Source organism: Bacillus sp. AM 13(2015), assembly GCF_001518755.1.
Classification (GTDB): domain Bacteria; phylum Bacillota; class Bacilli; order Bacillales; family Bacillaceae; genus Bacillus; species Bacillus safensis.
On sequence record NZ_LKCP01000047.1, the window covers coordinates 12,903 to 37,552 of the forward strand.

General features: G+C 40.2%; 22 protein-coding genes and 2 pseudogenes. 12 read left to right on the forward strand and 12 right to left on the reverse strand.

Annotation, left to right across the window (positions count from 1 at the left end; translation table 11 throughout):
- Nucleotides 1-225 precede the first annotated feature (225 nt).
- A pseudogene (locus AOQ70_RS06600) lies at nucleotides 226-842 on the forward strand (NAD(P)-dependent oxidoreductase).
- 107 nt (nucleotides 843-949) lie between these two features.
- On the opposite strand, the gene AOQ70_RS06605 reads toward AOQ70_RS06600, so the two are convergent.
- Nucleotides 950-2,965 carry an ABC transporter ATP-binding protein gene (locus AOQ70_RS06605; protein WP_058838785.1) on the reverse strand — a complete coding sequence of 672 codons (2,016 nt, stop codon included), beginning with the start codon at nucleotides 2,963-2,965 and terminating at the stop codon, nucleotides 950-952.
- Complete coding sequence (locus AOQ70_RS06610; protein WP_039177521.1) at nucleotides 2,962-4,719, reverse strand: ABC transporter ATP-binding protein; 1,758 nt, start codon at nucleotides 4,717-4,719, stop codon at nucleotides 2,962-2,964. Before AOQ70_RS06610 ends, AOQ70_RS06605 begins: the two co-directional genes overlap by 4 nt.
- Before the next feature lie 560 nt (nucleotides 4,720-5,279).
- Here AOQ70_RS06610 and AOQ70_RS06615 point away from each other — a divergent pair.
- A pseudogene (locus tag AOQ70_RS06615) lies at nucleotides 5,280-5,787 on the forward strand (universal stress protein).
- Nucleotides 5,788-5,832: 45 nt separating this feature from the next.
- On the opposite strand, the gene dat reads toward AOQ70_RS06615, so the two are convergent.
- Nucleotides 5,833-6,690 carry a D-amino-acid transaminase gene (dat, locus tag AOQ70_RS06620; protein ID WP_059375309.1) on the reverse strand — a complete coding sequence of 286 codons (858 nt, stop codon included), beginning with the start codon at nucleotides 6,688-6,690 and terminating at the stop codon, nucleotides 5,833-5,835.
- Between the two features lie 296 nt (nucleotides 6,691-6,986).
- Between dat and AOQ70_RS06625 the strand changes: the two genes are divergently transcribed.
- Nucleotides 6,987-7,841, forward strand: a complete 855-nt coding sequence (locus tag AOQ70_RS06625) for a polysaccharide deacetylase family protein (RefSeq protein ID WP_039177516.1) — start codon at nucleotides 6,987-6,989, stop codon at nucleotides 7,839-7,841.
- A 39-nt stretch (nucleotides 7,842-7,880) separates the two neighbouring features.
- Here AOQ70_RS06625 and AOQ70_RS06630 read toward each other — a convergent pair whose 3' ends face one another.
- From AOQ70_RS06630 to AOQ70_RS19530, 3 genes are all read right to left on the reverse strand, one after another.
- Nucleotides 7,881-8,612, reverse strand: coding sequence for an NAD-dependent protein deacylase (locus AOQ70_RS06630; RefSeq protein WP_059375360.1), 732 nt, complete (start codon nucleotides 8,610-8,612; stop codon nucleotides 7,881-7,883).
- Between the two features lie 29 nt (nucleotides 8,613-8,641).
- On the reverse strand, nucleotides 8,642-9,730 hold the full coding sequence (locus AOQ70_RS06635) for a mechanosensitive ion channel family protein (RefSeq protein WP_039177507.1): 1,089 nt from the start codon (nucleotides 9,728-9,730) through the stop codon (nucleotides 8,642-8,644).
- 164 nt (nucleotides 9,731-9,894) lie between these two features.
- Nucleotides 9,895-9,996 carry a YhdX family protein gene (locus tag AOQ70_RS19530; protein WP_017360338.1) on the reverse strand — a complete coding sequence of 34 codons (102 nt, stop codon included), beginning with the start codon at nucleotides 9,994-9,996 and terminating at the stop codon, nucleotides 9,895-9,897.
- 305 nt (nucleotides 9,997-10,301) lie between these two features.
- Here AOQ70_RS19530 and AOQ70_RS06640 point away from each other — a divergent pair, with 305 nt between their 5' ends.
- From AOQ70_RS06640 to crcB (AOQ70_RS06650), 3 genes are read left to right on the forward strand one after another with little or no spacing between them, the layout of a single operon-like run.
- Nucleotides 10,302-11,018, forward strand: a complete 717-nt coding sequence (locus tag AOQ70_RS06640; protein WP_059375311.1) for a glycerophosphodiester phosphodiesterase — start codon at nucleotides 10,302-10,304, stop codon at nucleotides 11,016-11,018.
- Between the two features lie 5 nt (nucleotides 11,019-11,023).
- The gene (crcB, locus tag AOQ70_RS06645; RefSeq protein ID WP_059375313.1) at nucleotides 11,024-11,419 is read left to right on the forward strand and encodes a fluoride efflux transporter CrcB; all 396 of its coding nucleotides are present in this window, start codon (nucleotides 11,024-11,026) and stop codon (nucleotides 11,417-11,419) included.
- Complete coding sequence (gene crcB, locus AOQ70_RS06650) at nucleotides 11,420-11,785, forward strand: fluoride efflux transporter CrcB (protein WP_059375314.1); 366 nt, start codon at nucleotides 11,420-11,422, stop codon at nucleotides 11,783-11,785.
- Here the strand turns inward: crcB (AOQ70_RS06650) and AOQ70_RS06655 are convergent.
- Nucleotides 11,782-12,174: a hypothetical protein gene (locus AOQ70_RS06655; RefSeq protein ID WP_034282242.1), complete on the reverse strand. Its 393-nt coding sequence runs from the start codon at nucleotides 12,172-12,174 to the stop codon at nucleotides 11,782-11,784. The genes crcB (AOQ70_RS06650) and AOQ70_RS06655 overlap by 4 nt on opposite strands.
- Before the next feature lie 90 nt (nucleotides 12,175-12,264).
- Nucleotides 12,265-13,647 (reverse strand): hemolysin family protein, encoded by a 1,383-nt coding sequence (locus AOQ70_RS06660; RefSeq protein WP_039177497.1) that lies wholly within the window; start codon nucleotides 13,645-13,647, stop codon nucleotides 12,265-12,267.
- Nucleotides 13,648-13,984: 337 nt separating this feature from the next.
- Between AOQ70_RS06660 and AOQ70_RS19155 the strand changes: the two genes are divergently transcribed.
- On the forward strand, nucleotides 13,985-14,425 hold the full coding sequence (locus AOQ70_RS19155) for a MerR family transcriptional regulator (RefSeq protein WP_034667702.1): 441 nt from the start codon (nucleotides 13,985-13,987) through the stop codon (nucleotides 14,423-14,425).
- Between the two features lie 58 nt (nucleotides 14,426-14,483).
- Nucleotides 14,484-15,815: a hemolysin family protein gene (locus AOQ70_RS06670; protein WP_039177491.1), complete on the forward strand. Its 1,332-nt coding sequence runs from the start codon at nucleotides 14,484-14,486 to the stop codon at nucleotides 15,813-15,815.
- 39 nt (nucleotides 15,816-15,854) lie between these two features.
- On the opposite strand, the gene AOQ70_RS06675 is transcribed toward AOQ70_RS06670, so the two are convergent.
- Nucleotides 15,855-16,457 carry a lysophospholipid acyltransferase family protein gene (locus AOQ70_RS06675; protein ID WP_039177489.1) on the reverse strand — a complete coding sequence of 201 codons (603 nt, stop codon included), beginning with the start codon at nucleotides 16,455-16,457 and terminating at the stop codon, nucleotides 15,855-15,857.
- A 370-nt stretch (nucleotides 16,458-16,827) separates the two neighbouring features.
- Here AOQ70_RS06675 and AOQ70_RS06680 point away from each other — a divergent pair, with 370 nt between their 5' ends.
- From AOQ70_RS06680 to AOQ70_RS06690, 3 genes are read left to right on the forward strand one after another with little or no spacing between them, the layout of a single operon-like run.
- Nucleotides 16,828-17,319, forward strand: a complete 492-nt coding sequence (locus tag AOQ70_RS06680; protein WP_024425287.1) for a sigma-70 family RNA polymerase sigma factor — start codon at nucleotides 16,828-16,830, stop codon at nucleotides 17,317-17,319.
- Nucleotides 17,312-18,370 (forward strand): anti-sigma factor, encoded by a 1,059-nt coding sequence (locus AOQ70_RS06685; RefSeq protein ID WP_041089604.1) that lies wholly within the window; start codon nucleotides 17,312-17,314, stop codon nucleotides 18,368-18,370. Before AOQ70_RS06680 ends, AOQ70_RS06685 begins: the two co-directional genes overlap by 8 nt.
- Complete coding sequence (locus AOQ70_RS06690) at nucleotides 18,358-18,648, forward strand: hypothetical protein (protein ID WP_024425288.1); 291 nt, start codon at nucleotides 18,358-18,360, stop codon at nucleotides 18,646-18,648. The genes AOQ70_RS06685 and AOQ70_RS06690 overlap by 13 nt, the downstream gene beginning before the upstream one ends.
- A gap of 63 nt (nucleotides 18,649-18,711) precedes the next feature.
- Here the strand turns inward: AOQ70_RS06690 and AOQ70_RS06695 are convergent, their stop codons facing one another.
- Together AOQ70_RS06695 and AOQ70_RS06700 are read right to left on the reverse strand one after the other, a co-directional pair.
- Nucleotides 18,712-20,112: an amino acid permease gene (locus AOQ70_RS06695; RefSeq protein ID WP_024425289.1), complete on the reverse strand. Its 1,401-nt coding sequence runs from the start codon at nucleotides 20,110-20,112 to the stop codon at nucleotides 18,712-18,714.
- A gap of 450 nt (nucleotides 20,113-20,562) precedes the next feature.
- Nucleotides 20,563-21,393 carry a C40 family peptidase gene (locus AOQ70_RS06700; protein ID WP_025093318.1) on the reverse strand — a complete coding sequence of 277 codons (831 nt, stop codon included), beginning with the start codon at nucleotides 21,391-21,393 and terminating at the stop codon, nucleotides 20,563-20,565.
- Nucleotides 21,394-21,746: 353 nt separating this feature from the next.
- On the opposite strand from AOQ70_RS06700, the gene AOQ70_RS06705 reads away from it, so the two are divergent.
- Entirely contained in the window at nucleotides 21,747-23,111 is a 1,365-nt protein-coding gene (locus AOQ70_RS06705; protein ID WP_058838777.1) for an alkaline phosphatase, read from the forward strand.
- A 47-nt stretch (nucleotides 23,112-23,158) separates the two neighbouring features.
- Here the strand turns inward: AOQ70_RS06705 and AOQ70_RS06710 are convergent, their stop codons facing one another.
- Nucleotides 23,159-24,583: a SpoVR family protein gene (locus AOQ70_RS06710; protein WP_371412178.1), complete on the reverse strand. Its 1,425-nt coding sequence runs from the start codon at nucleotides 24,581-24,583 to the stop codon at nucleotides 23,159-23,161.
- Between the last annotated feature and the right edge of the window lie 67 nt (nucleotides 24,584-24,650).

The window sequence follows — 24,650 nt, forward strand, 5'->3', positions numbered from 1 at the left end:
TCACCAAACTCCTTTCAGCTCATATCATGTAGTAGAAAGGAGCGGATCTTCATGGACATTATTTCTGGTATGAACTTTGAACTTTTACAATTTGTAGGGATCTCTCTATTATGTGAATATGGTCATAGTATTCGGTCCTTTCACCTTTATAAAAAAAGCATCACATAAAAGTTGTACCATTTTGGGTTCTTTTCACTTATAGTATGTAGTGGAGGGATCGAACAGATGAAAATAGCTCTTTTCGGTGCTCATGGACGTGTAGGACAAGCATTTCTTCGTTTCGTTCAAGTAGATGATCGTTACATGGTTCGTTCATTGATTCGGACAAACCGAGAAGAAATGCTTGCGGGTATTGTTCAGTCACCGGCAATTCAAGAAATCGAGAAGATGTGCTTGAGACAATGAAAGGAGCAGATATTGTTGTGAGCTGTCTATCAACAGATGGTGATGATACATTATCTGTTTCAATGGAGCATATCGTACAAGCCATGAAGCAAACAAATACATCTAGAATTATTACAATTGGTACAGCAGGTATTTTAAAAGCAAGGCAGCAGCCGGAGCTCTACCGTTTTGAAACAAATGAATCAAAGCGGACTACTTCCCGAGCAGCTAAAGAGCATGCGAAAGCGTTTGAAATCCTTCAATCGACTGATCTAGATTGGACCATTATTTGTCCAACCTATTTACCAGATGGAGAAGTGACACGGTCATATCGCTATGAGAAAGATTTTCTCCCTATAGATGGAAAGAAAATTTCAGTTGAAGATACCGCACACTTTTTATATCAGCAGTTAAATTCGAAGGAATTTGTGCATCAACGCGTCGGCATCGCTTATTGATGTTGCAGCCTGTCCAAACGATATAACCTGTGTAAAAGTCGTCGACTTTTTCATGCAAAGGAAAAGAGCCTCATTCAATTTGAAGAGGCTCTTTTTTCTACTATTCATCAACTGTTTGCAACAGCGCCTTTTTGCAGTTCATACATTTGCGCATACAGCCCTTCTTGCTGCATGAGTTGTTCATGACTGCCACGCTCGACGATTTCACCTTTTTCTAACACCAAGATCATATCGGCTTTCTTAATCGTGGATAATCGGTGAGCAATCACAAAAGTCGTTCGTCCTTCTTTGACTACATCAAGCGCCCGCTGAATGATCGCTTCTGTTTCTGTATCAATGTTGGCGGTGGCTTCATCTAAAATTAAAATCGCTGGATCGTACGCCAATGCGCGCGCAAATGAAATCAACTGACGTTCCCCTGAGGAAAGGGTGCTTCCCTTTTCAACGACTGGTTCATCAAAGCCTTGCGGCAGGTGCTTCAATAACTCTGCTGCGCCTACTTGCTTTAATGAGGATTCAATGGTTTCTCTTTTGATGTCTTCATTTCCTAAGCTGACATTGGAGGCAATCGTTCCCGAAAATAAATACGGGTCTTGCAGCACAATGCCCATTTGTTTACGCAGCGTTTGACGCGACTGATCATATATGCTTTCGCCATCTATGAGAATGTCTCCTTGCTGAATGTCATAAAAACGCAGCAGCAAGTTCATGATCGAGCTTTTCCCAGAACCAGTATGCCCCACAAGTGCAACCGTTTGACCTTTCTTTGCTTCAAACGTAATGTTCTTTAAGACATTTTTCCCTTCATTATAAGCAAAGGTGACATCTTTGAACTGAACGTGTCCCTCCAGCTTCTTCTGAACAGGTTCTTCTACTTCTGTTCCTGGTTCATCTAATAATCGGAAAACCCTTTCCGATGAAACCCTTGCTAATTCCAACCTGGAGAATTGATTCACAATGCCTGTGATCGGCTGGAACAATCGATTTAAATAATCGACAAACGCATAGAGCACTCCAATGGACACAATGCCTGTCGCACTTAACGATGCACCGCCAAAATACCAAATAAGCGCCACATATGCTAAATTTCGCAGCAGGTTAACCAAGTTATGTGAAAGAAGTGAATTTAAATGGAGCATCTTTCGCTGATACCGAAAGTGATTGTTGTTCAGCTCATCAAATTCCTCTTTCGTCGCTTTCTCATGACGAAACGCTTGAATAATGGTCATCCCCTGAATGGCTTCATTTAACTTGGCATTGATTTCACTGATGATCGAACGAATTCGGTGATTGTACACGGATGCAAACTTTCTGTAAGTCATCGACCATAGGAAAATAATCGGTACTGCTACCAAACAAATAAGTGCCAGCTTCACATTTAATAAAAACATGGCAATGTAAATCCCAATCATGTAAATGGCACTCGTCACAAAATTAGCAAGGACTGTGACATATAGGTCACGAATGGTTTCCGTGTCATTGGTGATTCTCGCGACAACCTTTCCAGCCGGTAAATTATCAAAATATCGGATCGGCAGCGTTTGGATGTGCTCAAAGACGTCTACCCTCATTTTTTGAATAATTCGATTTGCAATCCTCTGGAGCAAGTAATGCTGCCCATACTGAAAGAAAATCGCAACGATGAGCAGCCCTAGATAAAATAGAACAAGCTGCACCAAACCACTGATTTCTGGCTGATAAAAAGCAAAAATCTCTTCTTTTGATAAGCGCTGTACCTCATAAGTCTCACGCTCGTTCCCATTATCAATGGTGAGCTGATCTCCCGATATCTTTCTGTTTCCATCAAAACGAATCGGCTCATTCACAAAATAGTAACCGAACCCGACTTGCACCACATTGATTTGCTTTCCAGATTCCATTCCATTGTTTAATCGATCGCTTCGTATATAGTTATTTCCCTGGTAATAAACGGTTTTGTCTGTCTTTTCATTGACTTCGACATACGGTTTTTCTACACCTAAAATATGATCATCAATCATTTTCTTCCCAATAAACGGTCCTGTCAGCTCAGCACCAACTGCAATCATTAGAAAGATTAAGGCAACAGACAGTACTTTCTTATATAGGAGTGCGTAGGCAAGGAGTCTTCTTCCTGTTGTCATGCCTCATCCCCTCCTTCCAGCTGATTTGTCAGCTGCTGACGCAAAAATTGTTCTTTATACCACCCATCCTGCTGGATGAGCTCGTTGTGAGTGCCCTTTTGGACAATGCGTCCTTCTTCCATGACAAGAATGAGATCCGCATGTTCAACAGCTGATAGGCGATGAGTCGTAATAAACGTCGTTTTGCCATGACGGTTTTGTCTTAGATTTTCTAGGATAGCGGTTTCTGTTTTTGCATCTACCGCAGACAATGAGTCATCCAGAATTAAAATGTCTGGATCAATTAATAAAGCACGTGCAATGGATATTCGCTGTTTTTGTCCGCCTGACAGCGCAACACCTTTTTCCCCAACCATGGTCTCCAGACCCTCCGGCAAAAGGCGTAGATCCTTTTCAAAGTAAGCATCTTTGATTGCTTGTGCTAACTCATCTTGTTTCGCGTCCCGATGACCAAAGCGCATATTCTGTTCGACACTTTTTGAGAAAAGAATATGATCCTGAGGTACGTATCCGATCCATTGAAATAACTGATCTAATTCAATGTCTTGGATTGGAACACCTGATAGCAATATTTGCCCATCACCTGCCGGGTACTGGCGCAGAAGCTGTTTGACAATGGTCGTTTTGCCGCTTCCCGTTTTGCCTGTAATCCCAATCGTCTGCCCTTTTCGAACGGTAAAGGACACATCAATGAGATTATCTTTAGGTGAAGTTGGATACCTGAATGTCACGTGATCAAACTCAATATCTCCAGGCTCTTGTAACGTTTTCGGCTGAGCAGCGTTTGTTACGTCCGGCTTGTAGCTGAGTGTATGATTCAACCGGTCTAACGACGCATTTCCTCTTTGCATAATATTAATCAATTCGCCGATCGCAAACATTGGCCAGATCATCATGCCAAGATAGACGTTAAATGCAACAAGCTCCCCAATGGTTAAATCACTTTGAAATACGAGATAGGCTCCGTAGCCGATTCCGATTAAGTAGCTGATCCCCACAAGTAATTTCACTGTCGGTTCAAACAAGGAATCAATGATCGCCACTCGCATGTTTTTTTGGAATACATCATCTGTCATTTCGCGAAAGCGTTCGACATCTTGTTTTTCCTGTACAAAAGACCGAATGACTCGAACGCCTGCCACTGATTCAAGAACACGATCGTTCATATCACCAAATGCATCCTGAGCGACAGTAAAGCGCTCATGGATTTTGCTGCCATAAAACGCAATTAAGAGCGCCATCAGCGGCATAGGGATAATCGCCATTAAGGTTAATTTCCAGCTAATTGTCAGCCCCATCGTAAAGAAGATCATCAGCATATAAGCAGTGGAATCAACCAAGGTCAGAACGCCAAAGCCTGTCGTTAAGGCCACAGCATTTAAATCGTTTGTTCCTAATGCCATTAAGTTACCGGTTTTTTTCTTTTCATAAAAGGTCGGTGTCATCTTCAGCAAGTGGCGCATCAGTTTCCCGCGCATCACACGCTCCATGACATTTGCGCCGCCAAATAACTGATACATCCAAAAATATGTAAGTGTATAGACGACGACACCGAGTAAGCAAAAAATGGTCACATAAAACAAAATACTGGATGTTGTAAATTGACCAGAACGAATGTCATCCACTGCCTGGCCAAGGTATCTTGGTGGCAGCATTTCAAGTACATTCACAATGAGCAGAAGCGTAATAGCGATTGTATAACGCCTCCACTCTTGTTTAAAGAACCAGCCTAATTTCGCAAATACTGAAAACATGTTTGTCTCTCCTTTTCAAGCTAGCCGCTTTCTAAATTTTCCTGCAAGTCACCTTGTTTCGTTTTTTGGGCTTTTATCATTTGTCTTGATTTTGGCATGTTCACATGCTTTCACTCCTCTTCATTTACTTGTTGTTTTCCATCCCTTTATTTCGGAATGCGAAATGAATACAACAAAAAAAGAGGCCACCGGCTAGCTAGCTGGTACGCCTCTTTTCGTCATGTAAAAAGGCGCATGTTGACAAATACGCAACATACGCCTTGATTCATCCGATCAATTGGAACATACGAGTTCCTTTTCAATGACCAATGAAGGTGTAATTGTCACGTGAATCAACCCATTCATGCAGTTTGATTTCATTCTTCCAATGTTGCACATGACATTTCCTCCTTTTGGCTCTTGAATCTTTTTTTATCTTATAGTGGCTGTCACCATTTTGTCAATAAATATTTTTCAATAAATGAAATTTTCTAACAAAAATCAATCTCTCTTATGTGTATCTTTTTCTATTAACGGGTATACCATGAGTGTAAAGACTCCTTTTGAAAGGAATGAGGACATTGTTTCAAGCTGATCGGATGGTCGTTGCGTTTGATGGACATGAAGACAGTAAGAAAGCATTAAAAAAGGCAATCGCTTTAGCCAAAACCTTGCATGCCAAGCTGACCGTTGCCTATGCCCATGATGGTAAAACAGGCAGACAGGTGTTTGATGCACCGCGCCCAATGACTGGCGGAGCTTATATCGGCGGTGGTACGGCAGATCTTCAAACACCCCCTGTGTATGTGCCTCATGATGAACAGCAAAGTCCCTTGATTTTTGAAGACCATACAGAAGAGGTCGTCGCAGAAGCACGAATGCTTTTAAATGAGGAGCAGTTTGAGGCTGCCATTGAAATTGTGGAGGGAGAACCAGCAGAAGCGATTATCGAATATGCTGAGGAAATATCAGCAGACCTCATCGTCATGGGAGCACGTGACCAAAGCAGATTAAAAAAAAATGCTATTTGGCAGTGTGAGTGAAAAGTTATCAGCAAAATCAGATATACCTGTGCTTATTGTGAAATAAATGCATCACAAAAGGCTGTAAACGAATGTTTACAGCCTTTTTTATTTATGAAGAGATCGATGCTTCACTTTCATGTTTAATTTTTTGCTGGAAGCCTTCCTGTACGCGCTTTGTCAGCTCGCCTGGAACGCCTTTCCCTACTGGCTCGCCATCTATTTCAACAATCGGAATGACTTCAGCCGTCGTCGAGCTGATGAAGATTTCCTGAGCGCGCAGCAGTTCTTCTTTGCTTATTCGATTTTCTTCAACAGTACATCCTTCTGCCTCACATACCTCCAGCAGCTTTCTACGGGTAATGCCGTTTAAAATGAGATTGTTTGCAGGGTGAGTGCGAATCACGCCATCAATCACGGCATATACATTCGAGGAGGTTCCCTCGGTCACAAAGCCGTCTCTTATCAGGATTGCTTCAAACGCACCAGCTTCAGATGCTTTCTGCTTTTCCATGATGTTATATAAAAGGTTTAAGCTTTTGATATCACATCTTAACCAGCGAAGATCCTCAGATAATATGGCCTTTGCACCAGCTGTCTGCTCTTGAACAGGCTTTTTCACCTGGAACGTATATGCCGTGATTTGAGGAGTGAGAGAATCGCTATATTGATGCTTACGAGGAGCGACTCCCCGCGTGACTTGAATATACACACCGCCATCTGTTAATTGATTGTGAGCGACGAGCTGTTTTAACTTTTCTTCCATATCAGATACTGTACCTTGCAGATGAATACCAATTTCCTTTGCACTCTTGAACAGACGCTCTGTATGCTCCTTTAACGTAAACAAAGTACCATTGTATACTCGGATGACCTCATAGACTCCGTCACCAAATTGATAGCCTCTGTCCTCAATATCAACATGTGCATCTTTTTTTTCAATGAAATCTCCATTGTACAATACTTTCATATGGAATCTCCCCTTCGCTTTGCAATAATGGTTGAATCTGATGCTATCTTAGCGGATAAATGAGTACGTTTCAATGATTATTCAGAATTATTTCACATCATATGAAATGGATAACTTTCTATTGTAACAAATATAGATTCATAACCAAAAAGATTCCAATTTTTTAGCATCTTCTATATTCATAGGCTCTTTTTTCCTGTATACTGACACCATATAAACATGACAAAAAACAGCGGAAAAAGACAGAATCTACTACATGATTCGACACAAATTTTTGATTTATTGGAGCGATTGTAATGCAACGGGTTAAAAAAAAACAGACACCTTCAAACACAATGCTGCTCTCAAAGGCGATTGGTTTTGTCATTCTGACACTGATCCTCTTTTTTATTTGGGATATGTCCAAAACCAATATGCAGGCAGCAGATCAGCCGGCGAAATTGTCTGCGAGCAGTCAATTTAGGGACACAAGCACTAGTATGAAAGCAAAAGATGCTTCTAGGAAAACATTAGATGCACATTTTAAGATCGATTCTAATAAACATGTAACGGATCAAACAATTTTTTTAACCTTTGATGATGGTCCATCAGCGACTTCAAATCAGCTGTTAGATGTGCTAAAAGCGCAAAAAGTGAAGGCTACATTCTTTATGCTCGGGCCGCAGATTAAAGAACACCCGGCAGCTGTGAAAAGACTCCATCAAGAAGGACATCAATTAGGGCTTCATGGTATTACCCATGATGTGAAACGCTTTTATCAAAAAAGTGATTCTCCTGTTAACGAGATGAAGGAAGATCAGCGCATTTTGGCTTCTGTCACAGGTGAGTATACCCATCTTGTAAGAACACCTTATGGCAGCACCCCCAATTTAACCGATCAGCAAAAAGCACGTTTAAAACAAAAAGGCTTTGTCTACTGGGACTGGACCATTGACAGTCTGGACTGGAAATATAAAAGCTCAAAATATGTACCAGAGGTATTAAATCAGCTACAAGTGCTGGAAACAAAATATCCAAAAGAACCAAAAATCATCTTAATGCATGATCAGCCGGCAACAGCAAAATACTTAAGCAGCTTAATCACGCAGCTAAAGGCAAAGGGCTATACATTTGAAGTTCTTGATGAAACAATGAAGCCGCTGCAGCAATAAAGAAAAACCCGCACCTTTAGGTGCGGGTTTTTTAATGATTTATAAAGCTTTCACGAGATCGCCAATTCGCTCATGAAAGACAAGATCAAAAAGCGGATCGAATTCTGTTTCACTCAAATTCATCATCACCATGAAGATGGAAGGATCATGGGCTGCGTCTTCTGGAATATATCTTGCTGGCGCTACTTCTAGGGAAGTCCCCATGACAAGGAGCATGTCCGTTTTCTGAAGTGATGCCTCCACTTGGTCTAAATGTTTGACCATATCTCCAAAAAGAACAACATCTGTTTTTAGCACACGTCCGCACGTACTGCCATCAGAGGAAACCCTTTGACAGACAGGCACCTCTTCTTTTAACAAATAAGGCAAATCATATACCGCCTGGCAGGATGGACAAGTAGCCGTTTGAATGGAACCATGGAGTTCATATACGTGCTGGCTTCCCGCCTTTTTATGAAGACCATCAATATTTTGGGTAAAAATATCCACATGCTTCCCTTGTTGCTCAAGGCTGGCTAAAAAGATGTGCCCGCTATTTGGCTCGTATTCCCTGCTCATTTTCATCTGAAACAATTCCTTAAATTTCGGCCAAAATTGATGAGGATTTGATAAAAAGTAGGACCGGCTCATCGCCTCCATGCGAGAAGTATCTTCCGTCCACAATCCACCCGTTGATCTAAAATCAGGAATACCCGATTCTGTACTCATACCTGCACCTGAGAGTACTGTGATATGTGAAGCCTGCGATATTCTCTCTCTTAGCGCTTCCACCTTTTTTTGATCCACGTACCATTCCTCCTTTATTCACCCAGCTGTTTCTCGCCTTTTTGTTTCATATAAATGGTCTGTCCAGGGAAAGCAAATTCTACACCTTCTTCGTGGAAAATATCTATGATGCGATAGTTAATGTCCTGCTTAATATCAAGGTTTTCAGACCAAGCTGTCGTGTTTGTATAAAAGTTGAAAAACAAGTTCAAATAGCTGTCTGCCAGTACATCGAGATTCACCATAATCGTCTCCTTATGCACACCATCATGCTCGTGAAGCATCTGTTTGAGACGCTTAATACACTGATCAATGTTTTCCTTTGGTGTATTGTAGGAAACGCGAACAGAAAACGTAATCTGACGTTTATTCATTCTCGTCCAGTTTGTGATCGGCTCCTTAGAAAGCGTAGAATTCGGAACGGTCACAACGGCTTCAGCAGGTGTTCGAAACTTTGTGCTTCGAAATGTAATATCTTCAACAGTCCCAAGAACACTTGGTGTCTCCACAAAGTCGCCCATCGTAAAAGGCTTCTCTGTAATGATGACAATCCCTCCAAAAAAGTTAGCCACTGTATCCTGCGCAGCCAGCGCAAAGGCTAGACCACCTAAACCAAGACCTGCCACAAGTCCATTGACATCATAATTAAATTCTTGTGCAATGATACTAATACTTAGTGCGATAATAATGAAACGAAGTACCTTTGATAAAAACGGTGCTAAAATATCATCCATTTCTAATTCAAATTTCGAATTGACCTTTTGAAATAAGAAGGAAGATGCTGCGGTTAAATTACAAAGTCCCCACGTCAGCATCAAAATAATGGAGGATCTATACAATTTAATGATGACATCCATATGATGCTCAAAGTATGGCGCCTGTCTTAACGCAAAATATAAACCAAGTGCCACGAAAAACAGTCTGGCTGGTTTTTCAAATGCCACAACAATTTGGTTAATGACCTCCGTCTTCGACCGATTTGTCAGCCTAAACAGAAGTTGAAATAAATACTTCGTAAATACTTTCCGAAGCAATAAAAACAGCAATAAAATACAAAGGCTGATTCCAATTTGGATCGCAATATCTACTGTAAAATATGTATCCATCCATTTTTGTGTAAACATGTCTGTCTCTCTCCTTTAAAACAATCCTCTCTAGTTTATAATATAACCTTCGTTCATGTCCTCTCTTAAATGTCTGACCTCTACATAAAAAGCCTCGGGAATAATCCCGAGGCATGATGTTCAAATATGAAATTTTGGCTAGAGACATATCGACGGGCAGCAAACTACTTTTTCTTCTGAGCCTGATCAAGGAGAGTCGCTTTAAACATTTCAGCATCCGTTTCGGCCTTAATACGTTCTTCCACTCTAATTCTCCCTTTACCCAATCATCTCGCCTCCTTTTCATCATTATAAAACATCAGAATTTTCAGTCAACATGACGAAAGCACTAATATTTTGACGAACGCTGACGATTTGGACAAAATTGATCGAAGAAAAAATGATGTAGTTCAGATTTACTCAATAAGAGCTTGGGATATTCCTGCAACTTTTCACCTTTTATACACGATGCTTTCTCACCACAAGCCATGTTCCATTACATACAGCTCTCCCTCGTTCCATATAGTAAATAAGGAAAAACAGCAAAAATTTGATATGATAAGACCAGAACTTATGTCAGGAGCTGGAGCATGTGTATATTATCGCACATAGAGGGTCATCAAGCGCTGCCCCAGAAAATACAATCGCCGCATTTGATTTAGCTGTTCAGCAGGGTGCGGATTATATTGAGTTAGACGTCCAGCTGACAATGGATCAGCACGTAGCCGTTATCCATGATGATACCGTTGATCGAACGAGTAACGGAAGCGGATTAGTGAAAAGTTATACACTTGATCGGCTGAAGAAACTGGATGCAGGAAGCTGGTTTGATTCTCAGTACGCCAACGAACGAATTCCCACCTTACAGGAAATCCTTCAAAGATACAGTCAGCGTGTCGGGATACTGATTGAGATCAAGCATCCAAAACGTCAGATTGGGATTGAAAAGGCAGTTGTCGACATCATCAACCGGTTTGCCTATTCCCGTCACATCATGGTTCAATCTTTTGATGCCAATGCCCTTCAAAGAGTCAGAGCTTACGCCCCTTCTCTTCGAACAGCTTTTATTATAAAACCCTCTGCCTTCAAACTGACGAAAAGGAAATTAGCGGAGTACAACTCCTTTGCGGATTGCCTTAATATGAAGAAAACGCTGATCAACAGATGGCGGATTGATCGCATCCACTCAGTTGGAATGGATGTCTTTGTATGGACAGTGAAAGACCAAAAAACAGCCGACAGGATCAAAACATATCCCATTGATGGAGTGGTGACGGATCACCCGCCATTTTTTCTAAAGGAGAAATGATGTAAATGAAGGCATATCTCGCCGTATTTATCGGCGGATTGGTTGGTACCCTTTGTAGATATGAACTTAGCCAGTCCGTTGTCAGCCACACATTCCCCTATGCAACACTGATTGAAAACATTACAGGCAGTCTGCTTCTTGGCTTTTCAACAGGGTATTTTATGTTTCGGAAGGAAAAAAAATATCTTGCTGCTTTAATCGGAACAGGATTTTGCGGTGGTTTTACGACAATGTCCACTTTTTCTAAAGAAACAGTTCTCTTATTACAGGATGGACTGTTCACATCAAGTGTCATGTACATTCTACTCTCAGTGATTGCTGGAGTGGGCGCTGCCTTATGTGGACTGATCACCGCTCAGCACTTCTTTCAACAAAATGAGCAGCCGAAAGGAAGCAGATAAATGATTGTATTGTATACAGCTGTTGCTGGCGGGATGGGCAGTGCCCTTCGTTTTTTCCTCAGTCAATCGATTCAGAAAACCAAGTTTCATACTCGTTTTCCGTATAGTATTATTCTTATCAACTTACTCGGTGCAGCCGGTTTAGGTTTACTGACAGGTGCAGTGACTGACAATGATCCGCTGCTTATGATCATTGGGACTGGTTTTTTCGGTGGTTTTACAACATTCTCTACATTTAGTGTAGAGGCTGCGTCCATGCTGCATGAGCGGCAAATTGGACAGCTTGCTGTCTACTTATTGGTCACCATCATCGGGTCTTTATGTCTGTTTGCTGCGTTTTATCAAATAGGACAGCATCTTTTTTAAATATTGGTGATGGCGGCTAAGCTGATGAGCAGCTGATCCATGAGCTGACGCTTCATCAAAAAGAGTGTTTTTTCACTATAGCCGATTTCCATTGCACATTTTGCCATCCGCCAATCTCGAAAATATTTATAATCAATGAGCTGCTGCTCTATTTCATCCAACTCTTTTAATGCCGTTTCAATACAAGCAACGATGAGTTCATACTGACTTTTTTGCTCTTCTAACTTTTTCCGTGTCATGTGGTCGAGATGATGCGGGCTTCTTTTTTCAAGCTGCCTTTCGATATTTAAGATCGCTGCTTGATAATTTTTGAAATTCTTTAAATGAAACTCAATTCGTTTCATTGAGGTTTTTTTCTCCGTGATACTTGCTGTTTCGTACCAAAGCATGTCCATCCCCCTTTATCGAACGTTTGTTCTTATTATATACCGAACATATATTCGTTTAAAAGAGACTAAATACCTAAAAAAACCTTGAGCTTATTTTTCGCTCAAGGTCATTTCGTTTACTAGCAGCGGCTCCTTTATATCAAGCCCAGTGCGTGCACTGCCTTTTTCTGCCGATGTGACGCCTTTTTTTAAATCAATCTTTTTAACGTAACGTCCATCCATTTCCAGCACTTTCATTCGAATATCATCAAGATAGATGGATTGTCCTTCTCTAATATCAATATTCTCTTTTAAGATGAGCCCGCCAATTGTATCAATTTCCTCATCATGATATGAAATCTCGATCAAATCTTGAACTTCATCCAATCTCACTTTGCCATCTAAAACATAATGATGATCGGCTCTTTTTTGAATAACTGGCTGCTCATCTTCATCGAATTCATCTCGAATATCTCCGACAATCTCTTCTAAAATATCTTCCGTTGTGACAAGCCCAGACGTTCCGCCATATTCGTCAGTTAAGATCGCCATATGCATTCGATCACGCTGCATCTTGACGAGAAGCTCTTGAATAGGAATCGTGTCGATGACCTCAATCACTGGATATATATAATCTTGAATTTTCAGTTGATCTTTTTCCCCTTGATACACAAGATCTGCAAAGAGCTGCTTTTTGTTCAGCATGCCGATAACATGGTCTTTATCTCCTGAAAACACAGGGAAACGTGTATACTTTTCCTGCGTCATGATGGCGAGGATATCATCTAACGGCATATCTTCTGGAATCGCACAAATTTCTCTGCGCGGTATCATGATCTCTCTGGCAATTCGATTATCGAAATCGAAAATCTTGTTCATATAATTATATTCTGATGGGTTGATTTCCCCATTTTTTAAGCTCTCAGATAATAAAATCTTCAGTTCCTCTTCAGAATGGGAATGTTCTTTTTCAGACCCCATATCGATGCCCATCATTTTAGTTAACAAACGGGCTGACCCGTTTAACACATAAATGAAAGGGAACATAAGGATATAAAATGCATGCAGCGGGCCTGACAGCCATAGCGTCATTTTTTCCGCCTTTTGAATGGCAAGCGTTTTTGGTGCAAGCTCACCTACAACTACATGCAAAAAGGTAATAATAGAGAACGCAAGTGTTGCTGAGATCAGGCTGATTGCTGAATCAGGAATGTTTGTCAAACCAAAACCTCGAACCAAAAGTTCTTTCACAGCCGGCTTACCAATCCACCCTAAACCAAGGGATGTCACTGTAATACCGAGCTGACAGGCTGACAAATATTCATCTAGCCTTGATGTCACCTTTTTCGCCATGATGGCCTTTTTGGACCCTTCGGCAACAAGCTGATTAATTCTTGAACTTCTCACCTTGACTATGGCAAATTCAGATGCAACAAAGAAAGCTGTTAAAGCAATCAAAACACCGACTATACTCAGATTAACAATATCGTCCATTTAACCTTGCTCTTTCTTAGAAGAACAAGGAGTCACCTCCTGATTGATGATGTTATGTTTTGCAAAACGGTTAACTGATTAAATAAGACGACTTTGAGGGCCCCACTTAACCACCTCCGGTTCACGTAAAATTCCGCCTCTCTACATATATATGAAACGGTATTCATTTTATCTTACCATAAATAATCTGAAAATTCCTGTATCATCATGCCGTTTTTGACATGACTGACTAAATTGAGGGAAATCCTCCTCTGTTTCTTCTTATTGGCAGGAAATATGAACAATTAACTTGTGTTTCAGACTAGAATTATATTAAACTATTTTCATAAACTATAACGTGACGGTTAGGAGGAGATGTTCAGATGGGGCTGAGAAAAAGTATCGTATTGGTGAACTAGCACAGATTGCACAGGTAACGAAACGAACTGTAGATTATTATACAAATCTAGGTTTGCTTGCGCCTGTTAGATCTTGCTCAAATTATCGTTATTACGATGAATATGCTTTAAAACGATTACAATTAATCGTTCTTTGCAAACAGCAGAGATTGGCTCTTTCTGACATCAAATCCAGATTAGATGAACAATTTCCTTCTCAAAAGGAAGATCATGATGAACTTGTCCATTTAACCTCTGATATCGATCGGATGAATGAGCATATGGACCGCATTTTGGCACGTTGTAAGCAGCTTCAGCCAGAACAACGTGAAAAACTAAAAGAACAGCTTACTCCTGAAAAAATGACGGCTGTCCAATCATTTTTACTGCTGTTAAGTTAAAATTTTTACTAAACAGGAGGTGTTACCTTCGTTCTCAAAGTCAGAACGAAGGCCTTAATTGGACATAGTTAATTTACTCATAGTTGCTTTACTTATAGCTTTAACCGCGTTTTTCGTTGCATCAGAGTTTGCGATCATTCGCTTAAGAAGCTCAAGAATTGATCAGTTAATCGCAGAAGGTAATAAAACAGCAGTTGCTGTCAAGCATGTAACGACTCACCTTGATGAGTACCTATCAGCCTGTCAGCTTGGTATTACCATTACCGCCCTTGGTATTGGTTGGTTAGGGGAAGAAACAATTGCACATATGCTTGCTCCACTATTTGTAGAGCTGTCCATTCCTCAATCAGCTAGTTCTATTGTCACTTTTATTATTGCGTTTAGTATCATGACGTTTTTACACGTTGTCGTTGGAGAGCTTGCACCAAAAACACTCGCCATTCAAAAGGCGGAGCAAGTATCCCTTCTATTTGCTAGACCACTGATGATCTTTTACAAAGTGATGTTCCCGTTCATTTGGGTATTAAATGGTTCTGCTCGTTTGTTAACAAAAGCGTTTGGTCTTCAGCAAGTATCTGAGCATGACATGGCGCATTCTGAAGAAGAATTGCGGATTATTTTATCAGAGAGCTATAAGAGCGGCGAGATTAACCAGTCTGAATTCAAATATGTAAATAAAATTTTCGAATTTGATGACCGTCTGGCGAAAGAAATTATGATTCCTCGTACTGAAGTTGTCAGCTTCCCTCATGATATTACCATTGAGGAAATGTTGAAGGTAACAAAGGTAGAAAAATATACACGTTATCCAATTGAAGATGGCGACAAAGACAACATTATCGGTGTTCTAAATATTAAAGAGGTTCTCACTGCCTGCATTAGCGGTGAGTGTTCTACAAGTGATACGATCGAAAAGTTTGTGAATCCGATTATTCATGTGATTGAAACGGTTCCTGTTCATGATTTATTGCTCAAAATGCAGCGTGAACGTGTACACATGGCCATTTTATCTGATGAATATGGCGGTACAGCAGGTCTTGTCACTGTTGAAGACATTCTTGAAGAAATCGTCGGTGAAATTCGTGATGAGTTCGACATTGATGAAATCAACGAAGTGCGTAAACTTGGAGAAGACCATTACATCTTTGATGGCAAGGTCCTTGTTGATCAAGTCAACCTGCTATTAGGTATACAGCTTGATAATGAAGAGGTCGACACAATCGGCGGCTGGTTCCTTACTCAGAAATATGAAGTAGAGAAAAATGACGCCATTCGTGAACAAGGCTATGAATTTATCATTAATGAAGTCGATGGACACCATGTGGCATACATCGAAGTAAAAAAGTTAAATGAACAATTATTAGAAGCAGCTGAAGAAGGCGCTTCTTAATAAAAAAACGACCCTTGCCTAAGCAAGCGGTCGTTTTTCTTATGACTTTTCAATTAATTGAGCTTCTAGCTCTTTGATTCTCGTGTTTAATACTTCCGTCATGGCACCTAGTCTTTCTTTTGGCGGCAGATGGTCAAATTCAGACAGCTCAATCGGTTCACCGATGATTAAGCGCATTTTCCCTTTTTTGAAAAGACTTTTCGCATTTGAAGGCCCTTTGTATGCGGCTGGAACAATTGGCGCTTTACCGAGCTGCGCAATGGTCACTGCCCCTCTTTTTAAAGGAACATCCTCTGTTGTACGTGTTCCGCTTGGAAAAATTCCAACGATCTTTCCCTCTTTTAATAATTTAATGGGCGTTTTAATACTGCTTGGCCCAGGGTTCTCTCGATCAACTGGAAAGGCATGAATCTTTTTTAAAAATCCACCGATCCATTTATTCGCAAACAATTCTTTTTTCGCCATGTAATGGATCTCAAACGGAAGAATTCCTGCGCCTAATGCAAGAACATCCACAAAACCCTCATGTGTACAAGCAATGACAAACCCCCGATCAGTTGGCAGATTCTCTTTTTGATATACTTTGATTCCACCTCGGAGACCAAATATTAATTTGACGGTATAGCCTGAAAATTTATACATAGTGCACTTCCTTTGTTTGAAAAATGAAGGATTTGTCTCTATTATAACAAATTTTTTATTACCTGGTACTAAAAATTTATGAGCAGCCCAATCCTCCCTGTCTTTTTCGTTTAAAATGAACGTTCTGACTGTATTTAAGCACATGGTTTTAGGGGAGAATAGAATAGGAATTGTGTCCAATTTTGTCGTTTTTCGATGTTTTTTCCTGATTTGTTCTATTGAAAATACTTTATAAATGATGCAAATTTCGCTATGATAAGGAGAAATGATTTTGATTCGGCGAAAGAAATGAGTAATGTACGGTAATGAGAAGTTTCGTGCAACTTTATGCCTTTCTTATGCGTGTATAACATAGAGGGGAGAAAAATCAGTGACGATCGATGAAATTTATCAAATGTATATGAACGATGTTTACAGGTTTCTGCTCTCCATGACAAAAGACAAACATTTGGCAGAGGACTTATTGCAGGAAACCTTTATGCGTGCTTATATACATATTCATTCCTACGACCATAGCAAAGTGAAACCTTGGTTATTTCAGGTGGCACGAAATGCTTTTATTGATTATGTCAGGAAACATAAAAAAGAAGTGACCATATCGGATGACCTTATTGGCGGTCTTTTACAAACGTCTGTACAAAGCCCTGCTGAACAGGTTGAAATAAAGGAAGTACTCACAATGTATTTGGAGCAGCTTCCAGATAACTACAAGGAAGCGTTGACATTGTATTATTTAAAAGAACTAAATTACAAGGAAGCATCCAAGGTCATGAATATTACTGAAGCAAATTTTAAAAGTGTTTTATTTCGTGCAAGGCAGCGCCTAAAAGCACTTTACAACAGAGGTGTTAATGATGAATGAAGAGTTTAACAAGCGATGGGAAAAATATAATAATGGTGAGATGAATGAGGAAGAAATGATAGCGTTTGAGGAAGAGCTTGAAGAAAACGAAAAACGCTTAAGCCAGGAACTGAACGACTCGGATTGGACAGATTTTTCCATCAGTCCTGAGAAGCAAAAAGCCATTTTACAATACGGAAAAAGAAAGTCATATTTACGTATTTCCGTACTTGCTGTCATATCGACACTCATTATTTTACCGCTTTGTACATTAGGAAGTTATCTATACTACGGCGTTGGCGGAGCCGAGAGCAAAGGCAATCACTTCATGGAAACAGCCGCTGTCACCGTCGCTTTGACCAAACCAAACGTGGCTATAGATATGAAGGATTTAAAAGGTCAGGTCAAACTTTTTGGGATGAACACCGAATTGAAGCTGCAAAAACAAATTGGCAATAAAACAGAAGCCATTGGCAGTGAACAAATCGAGATGTTTTTCGATAAATTAAAGCAGCCTACCATCTCTTATTATGGTGACAGCGCACGCGAAACGGAAGGTTTCTTTACTCATCCTTCGGCGCAGGCAGATGCCTCAAAAAAACAAACACTCACTACGTTAGACAAGCTTCCTGAAGGAACAGTAAGTGAAGTGTATGTATCCTATGACAAAGCTTACACACCAAAGGATGTTTATTCCTTTGCTAAAAAATACGATATGAAAGTGCTGTGGAATGCGATTAAAACAGAGGATTCATTAAGTGGAAATCAGCGGCCAATCGGCTTTCCTGGGAAAGACTCTGAATTTTTAAAAGAGCTTCAGCACACATCCAAAACTGAGGTAGATCAATTCAAAGATGCCCTTGCTTATGTCAATCAGCACCCGACCTGGGCAACAACGATCTCTGGCAGACCTGATCTTGATCTGTCTAATCGTATACGCTATATCGATCAAAATGGCGTCACGGTTTATGGCTCTGTGGTCACTGGACCTTCTAAAGAAATTGAGAAATTTGTGAAGACAAAACGTATTAAAACGGCAAAAGTGAGCGAGGTGGAATTATGGAATTGGTAAGAATCTTTAAAGAGCATAATGTATTTGGCTGGATTTCTGTCGGCACAGCAATATTATCCCTGCTCATGCTAAACCTCGCCATTATCAGCAACGTGACATTTTATTCTTTTCAAATGCTTCCTTTTGCAATGGCCGCAGTTCCATTTGGTATTATTGAACTGTTCATTAAAAAAGGCCGTACGGGTCCAGGTTTCCTCGGTGTCGTACTGAATATCTTTGTCATTGTTTGTGTCTATGCCATCGTATCAATCGATGTCGATCTTCAGTTAGGTTTTTAGTCAGCAATCAAAAGCAAAAGCCCGTGTTACTTGACTGCACCAAGAAGCACGGGCTTTTTTAAGTTATTTTTTATTCAATTCTGAGTGCTTTCTTGAATATAAGAAATACACAACCAGCCCAATGGCAAGCCAGATTAAGAAACGAACAAAGGTGATTGCACCAAGCTTATAAATGAGCAATCCGCAAGATAGAATAGCCAAGATCGGAATAAGCGGAACTGCTGGGCATCTGAATGCTCTCGGTAAGTCCGGCTGCGTTTTTCTCATCACAATGACCGCCACTGAAATCAAAATGAATGCTGAAAGTGTCCCGATGTTCACTAGGCTTGCCAGCTCATCAAGTGGAATAAATCCACCCATTAATGCTGACAATGTACCGAAGAACAGTGTATTGATGTAAGGTGTTTTATGCTTTGGATGAACCTTTGATAGAACCTTCGGCACCAAACCATCACGAGACATAGCAAACATCACGCGTGTCTGGCCGTACAGCATGACAAGCATCACGGTTGTCATCCCTAGGATCGCACCGACATCCACAATACCCGCCACCCAGTTTTGTCCGGCTACTTGTAAAACGAGAGACACTGGATGTGATACTCCCTCAAAATTCATGAAAGGAACGATGCCCGTCATAATCGCACTAACAACAACATAAAGCAGCGTACAAATCAATAAGGAAGTTATAATCCCTCTAGGCAGGTTGCGTGATGGATTTTTTGTCTCCTCTGCCGCAGAAGCTACTGCATCAAACCCGATAAATGCAAAGAATACTAGGGCTGCTGCACTTAAGACCCCTGATGTCCCAAATGGAACGAATGGTGTCCAGTTTTCAGGTTTTACATATTTCACAGCGACTAAAATAAAGAGCAGAATCACAGCAATTTTCATAATAACCATGATGTTATTTACTCGTTTTGATTCTTTAATACCAAAGTACAACAGGAAAGTGATGACCATTAAAATAATAAATGCTGGAAGATTAAAATATGTCACTTGCCCCTTTAAACCACCTGGTGCTGCTGTTAATTCAACTGGTATATGAATCCCTATCCCATTTAAAAATGACACAAAATAGCCTGACCAGCCCGCTGAAACGGCACTAGCGGCCAGCATATATTCTAATATTAAATCCCAGCCAATGATAAACGCTAGAAATTCCCCCATTGATGCGTACGTAAATGTATACACAGACCCTGATACAGGCACTGTGGAAGCAAATTCCGCATATGACAGTGCTGCAAACAAACAAGCAAGACCTGCGATGACAAATGATAGAACAAGTCCTGGCCCTGCTGTGACGGCTCCTGTACCTGTCAGAACAAATATCCCTGTCCCGATTATGGCTCCAATGCCAAGCATGGTTAAATCAAATGAACCCAATTCCTTTTTTAATGCTTTTTCCCCTTGTGTTGCCGCAATGAGCTCTGAAATGCTCTTTTTTCTAAACAACGAATTGCTCATACCATCACTCCCAAAACTTAGTATCAGTCTAAAGACGCCACATTCATGTAATTCACAATATTTTCTGAATATTTAGATTAAATTTAGCACAATAAATTGGTGGCGTAAAATTATTATATATGAAAATTAAAAAATGAAAACACTTTTTTTAAAAATAGAGTGAAAATTCTTATATATCAACGAAATGTTTGTCAATAAGTAGGTTAGATTTTCTCCATTCCTTATTCAATTGATAGCTTGTCTTTCTCTATTTATTATACAACATAGAAGATTATATTTTTTAGTATACTTATTATGCAACAAAAAATAGACCTTTTTTTAAAAAGCGGGTCCACAATTATGTTATTTTAAAGCCTTTAGACTGATAGTGATCTATGAGAAAAGACCAGTTCCGCGGCACAATTGATATATGAAAAAAGAGACTGCTTCATAGCAGTCTCTTAAAATGAATTAGTTTACAAATGTTTTCGCTCCAAGATAAATGGGCTTCCAATAGCTTGATGTCATATCACTGATCGTTACTCCGTCAGAAGCAGCATGGATAAACTTGTTGTTCCCAAGGTAGACACCCATGTGAGATGGACCCGATTTATACGTTGTAAAGAAGACAAAATCTCCAACTTTTGGTTTGGATACACTTTTCATCGATCCCCAGAAGCCTTCAGTGGTTTGTCTTGAAATCTTTTTTTGTTTGTTAATGATATACCACATAAATCCGCTGCAATCAAAGCCCTTCGGTGTCGTTCCACCCCATCTATATGGAGTACCGTTTTGCGCTTTAGCATCTGCTATGAGCTTAGACGTGTTTAAGGAAGAAGTAGAGACTGTTTTTTCTTTTACAGGTTTCGTCTTTACTTTAGACGTCTTTTTCACCTTTAGCTTTTGTCCGATTTTGATGAGGTCTGTTTTAAGTTTATTTAACGATTTCAGCTCTTTCACAGTCATCCCATATTTTTTGCCAATCTTCGATAATGTATCGCCTTTGACAACTTTATGAGTGGCAGTTGCTGAAGCCGTTTTTACTTTTGTTGTTGTTTTTGATGTTTTCACTGCTTTTTTCGAAGAAGTGCCATTCACTTTTAAGGTTTGTCCAACATAAATTACGTTAGATTTCAGCTTATTGTCTGATTTAATTTTGCTCACGCTTGTTTTGTATCTTTTCGCTAGAACAGAAAGAGAGTCACCTTTTTGAACTTTTACTGATTGTGCTGAGGCAGCTCCGGCAAATAATGTCGTCCCAAGTAGAACTGCACTTGCAGCTGTGATCAATTGTTTTTTCATTTGTTCCTCCTGTATGTATCTATCTGATCCGATTTTTTATCTACTCCCTATTATAAGGATCAAATACCAGAAGAAATAGTCTTGACTTCCTACGACATTATGCTTATTAATTCGGCAAAATTTATTTTTTTTTAGGGTTCTTTTTATTTCATTTTCATTACACAATCATGACAAAATAATCACACCTTGTCATGGATAAATGATACATTCATTTCTCTTTTTGGTTCATTCTATGTAAAGTGGACCTTTACAATTTTAAAGTGAACTTTACGATGCTGTAAAAAGGAATCCACACTTCTGCTCTACCATTGTAAACGTAAGAGCGATACATAAACAATGAGGAGGCAAAATGAATGAGTGTGTTGAAAAACTCAAAAACGAAAATCGCTGCAGTGGCAGCAGCATCTGTGCTATCGATTGGCATTTTTTCAGGGATTGAATTTGGACAAGCTGACAAAGCTGAGGCTAAAAAGAAGCCGAAAAATGATGTGCAAAATGTGATCGTGCTGATTGGAGATGGCATGGGAACACCTTATCTTTCAACTTACCGCTCATTTAAACACAACGGTGACCTTTCAAAGCAAACAGCGTTTGACCCTTACCTCACTGGCATGCATAAAACATACCCTGACGACTCTAAAAGTAACATTACTGATTCAGCAGCGGCTGGTACAGCCATGGCCACTGGTAAAAAAACATACAACAATGCCATTGGTGTAAATAAAAACGGCAAAAAATTAAAAACCGTTTTAGAAGAAGCCAAACGCAAAGGAAAGTCAACGGGTCTTGTCGTGACATCTGAATTAACGAATGCCACGCCTGCTGCGTATGCCACTCACGATGTGTCTAGGAAAAACACAGCAGCCATCGCTGATGATTTCTTCGATGAGAAAATCGGTAAACAGCATACAGTCGACGTCATGCTTGGCGGTGGACTTGTCGATTTTGTGCGAAAGGATCGTGATCTGACGAAAGAATTCAAACAAGCCGGTTATGATTATGTCACCAATAAAGCCGCCTTACAAAAAAACAAAAATGAAAAAGTGTTAGGCATTTTTGCTGATGGAGGTCTAGATAAAGCCATCGATCGTGATAAAACGACTCCTTCCCTGCAAGATATGACATCCTCAGCCATCAAACAGCTGTCTAAAAACAAAAAAGGATTTTTCCTTATGGTTGAAGGCAGTCAAATTGACTGGGCTGGACACGATCATGATATTGTCAGTGCGATGAGCGAAATGAAGGATTTTGAGAAAGCATTTGAAGAAGCGATTCGTTTTGCGAAAAAGGATAAAAACACGTTAGTCATCACGACAGCAGATCATTCAACTGGCGGACTTTCCTTTGGAGCAGACGGTTCGGGCAGCTGGGATTACAAGCCTGTCAAAGCAGCGAAAAAGACGCCTGACTTTATCGCAAACAAAATTGTCAGCGGCATGCCTGTTGAGTCAGCGCTGAAACAATATATCAATCTTGATTTCACAAAAGAGGAAACAGCCGCCATTCAAAAGGCAGCTGAAACAAAGGATGCTGTTAAAATTGATGATGCGATTGAAGAAGTGATCAACACGAGATCACATACAGGCTGGACCACATCAGGTCATACCGGTGATGAAGTTCCATTCTATGCATATGGTCCAACAAGTGAGCAGCTAAAAGGTCTGATGGAAAACACCGATCAAGCAAAGCACATTTTCAAACTGCTGAAAAACCAATAAAACGAGCAAAAAAGATGTCTGCTAAGAGACATCTTTTTTCGTCTTTTTTATGCGAGATATTTCCTATGAACCCCTTTTCCATCATAAGAAAACATGACTTCTTTTCCTTCAAGAACGGACTCGATATGCACACTTCTTCCCCATAGCTGATATAAATACGGCAGGACTTTTTCTAAGTATTTCAGATCAAGTTCAATGCCTTCATACCAATGCTTGATATAAAGTTCATTATTTTTTAAATAGTCGCCATCAATCACGGTCAAATACGGAAAGCCGCCATTGACTCTCATGCTAACTAACTGATCACGTACCGCCTTCCATTCTTTATCAATGACTTTATAATCTCTCCCCTGCTTTTGAAACAAGTACAAGTCTTCTCTCATCACAAGGTCTTTCGTTAAGTAGTTTCGAATAAAGGAAATATCCGATTCAATTTCCCTGACTTCAAACATTTTGCTGCGGCCAGATCCTTCTGTGACCCCAGCTTTTTTTAATTCTTCACATGGATTGTCATAGCGCTCTTCGATATCTTCAAAAATCTTCAGCCCTAAATAGTAAGGATTGATGCCTGTTTTAGATGGCTGCACCACACCTGCATTTAATTTTGCGAACTCTATCGATTCACTTGAATCCAAATCAAGCTCCCGCATTATCCGTTGGTGCCAATACGATGCCCAGCCTTCATTCATAATCTTTGTTTCCAGCTGCGGCCAAAAATAGAGCATTTCTTCTCTCAGCATAGTAAGAACATCCCGCTGCCATGGCTCCAGTTCCCGGGAATGCGCTTCAATAAAGAGTAAAAGATCCTTTTCCGGCTTCGGCGGAAATTGCTTGACGGTTTTCTTTTTCTCACGCGTCTTCGGCTCATCCATTCCCCACAAATCATCATAAGGCGTTTGACGTTTTGGTTTATCATCTTCATCTTCTTCTTCATCGTCCATACTCCAGCTTAATTTTGATCGAACAAGAGACGGATCAATATGCTCTTGGATAGCCAATACCGCGTCTAAAAAGGATTCGACTTCTTTTGTCCCGTGAATATGCTCATATTCTTTGATCCGCTCTGCCGCTGCTGACATGCTTTCGACCATATCTCGTTTTGTGTTTTGGAAACGGCAATTATTTTTGAAGAAATCACAGTGTGCCAGTACATGAGCCACAATTAATTTATTTTGAACAAGCGTATTGTTATCAAGTAGAAAGGCGTAGCAAGGATTTGAATTGATCACCAGCTCATAAATTTTACTTAACCCTAAATCATAATGAAGCTTCATTTTATGAAATTGCTTCCCAAAGCTCCAGTGGCTGAATCGTGTTGGCATTCCGTATGCACCGAACGTATAAATAATTTCCGCGGGACAGATTTCATATCTCATCGGATAAAAATCTAGACCAAATCCTTCTGCAATTTCTGTAATTTCATCAATCGCTCTTTGTAAAAGACGTTTTTCAGATACGCTCAAGGAAACCATCCCTCCTCATCGGACTTATCCCTACTATATGAGCGTATGTAAAAAAACATGATGTTCCGCCAACCGT

Excerpts from the sequence above, each read along its gene's own strand:
- AOQ70_RS06605 (WP_058838785.1), bottom strand. The coding sequence starts at position 2,965 with ATGACAACAGGAAGAAGACTCCTTGCCTACGCACTCCTATATAAGAAA.
- AOQ70_RS06610 (WP_039177521.1), bottom strand. The coding sequence starts at position 4,719 with ATGTTTTCAGTATTTGCGAAATTAGGCTGGTTCTTTAAACAAGAGTGG.
- dat (WP_059375309.1), bottom strand. The coding sequence starts at position 6,690 with ATGAAAGTATTGTACAATGGAGATTTCATTGAAAAAAAAGATGCACAT.
- AOQ70_RS06625 (WP_039177516.1), top strand. The coding sequence starts at position 6,987 with ATGCAACGGGTTAAAAAAAAACAGACACCTTCAAACACAATGCTGCTC.
- AOQ70_RS06635 (WP_039177507.1), bottom strand. The coding sequence starts at position 9,730 with ATGTTTACACAAAAATGGATGGATACATATTTTACAGTAGATATTGCG.
- crcB (WP_059375313.1), top strand. The coding sequence starts at position 11,024 with ATGAAGGCATATCTCGCCGTATTTATCGGCGGATTGGTTGGTACCCTT.
- crcB (WP_059375314.1), top strand. The coding sequence starts at position 11,420 with ATGATTGTATTGTATACAGCTGTTGCTGGCGGGATGGGCAGTGCCCTT.
- AOQ70_RS06655 (WP_034282242.1), bottom strand. The coding sequence starts at position 12,174 with ATGCTTTGGTACGAAACAGCAAGTATCACGGAGAAAAAAACCTCAATG.
- AOQ70_RS06660 (WP_039177497.1), bottom strand. The coding sequence starts at position 13,647 with ATGGACGATATTGTTAATCTGAGTATAGTCGGTGTTTTGATTGCTTTA.
- AOQ70_RS06675 (WP_039177489.1), bottom strand. The coding sequence starts at position 16,457 with ATGTATAAATTTTCAGGCTATACCGTCAAATTAATATTTGGTCTCCGA.
- AOQ70_RS06685 (WP_041089604.1), top strand. The coding sequence starts at position 17,312 with ATGAATGAAGAGTTTAACAAGCGATGGGAAAAATATAATAATGGTGAG.
- AOQ70_RS06690 (WP_024425288.1), top strand. The coding sequence starts at position 18,358 with ATGGAATTGGTAAGAATCTTTAAAGAGCATAATGTATTTGGCTGGATT.
- AOQ70_RS06695 (WP_024425289.1), bottom strand. The coding sequence starts at position 20,112 with ATGAGCAATTCGTTGTTTAGAAAAAAGAGCATTTCAGAGCTCATTGCG.
- AOQ70_RS06700 (WP_025093318.1), bottom strand. The coding sequence starts at position 21,393 with ATGAAAAAACAATTGATCACAGCTGCAAGTGCAGTTCTACTTGGGACG.
- AOQ70_RS06705 (WP_058838777.1), top strand. The coding sequence starts at position 21,747 with ATGAGTGTGTTGAAAAACTCAAAAACGAAAATCGCTGCAGTGGCAGCA.
- AOQ70_RS06710 (WP_371412178.1), bottom strand. The coding sequence starts at position 24,583 with ATGGTTTCCTTGAGCGTATCTGAAAAACGTCTTTTACAAAGAGCGATT.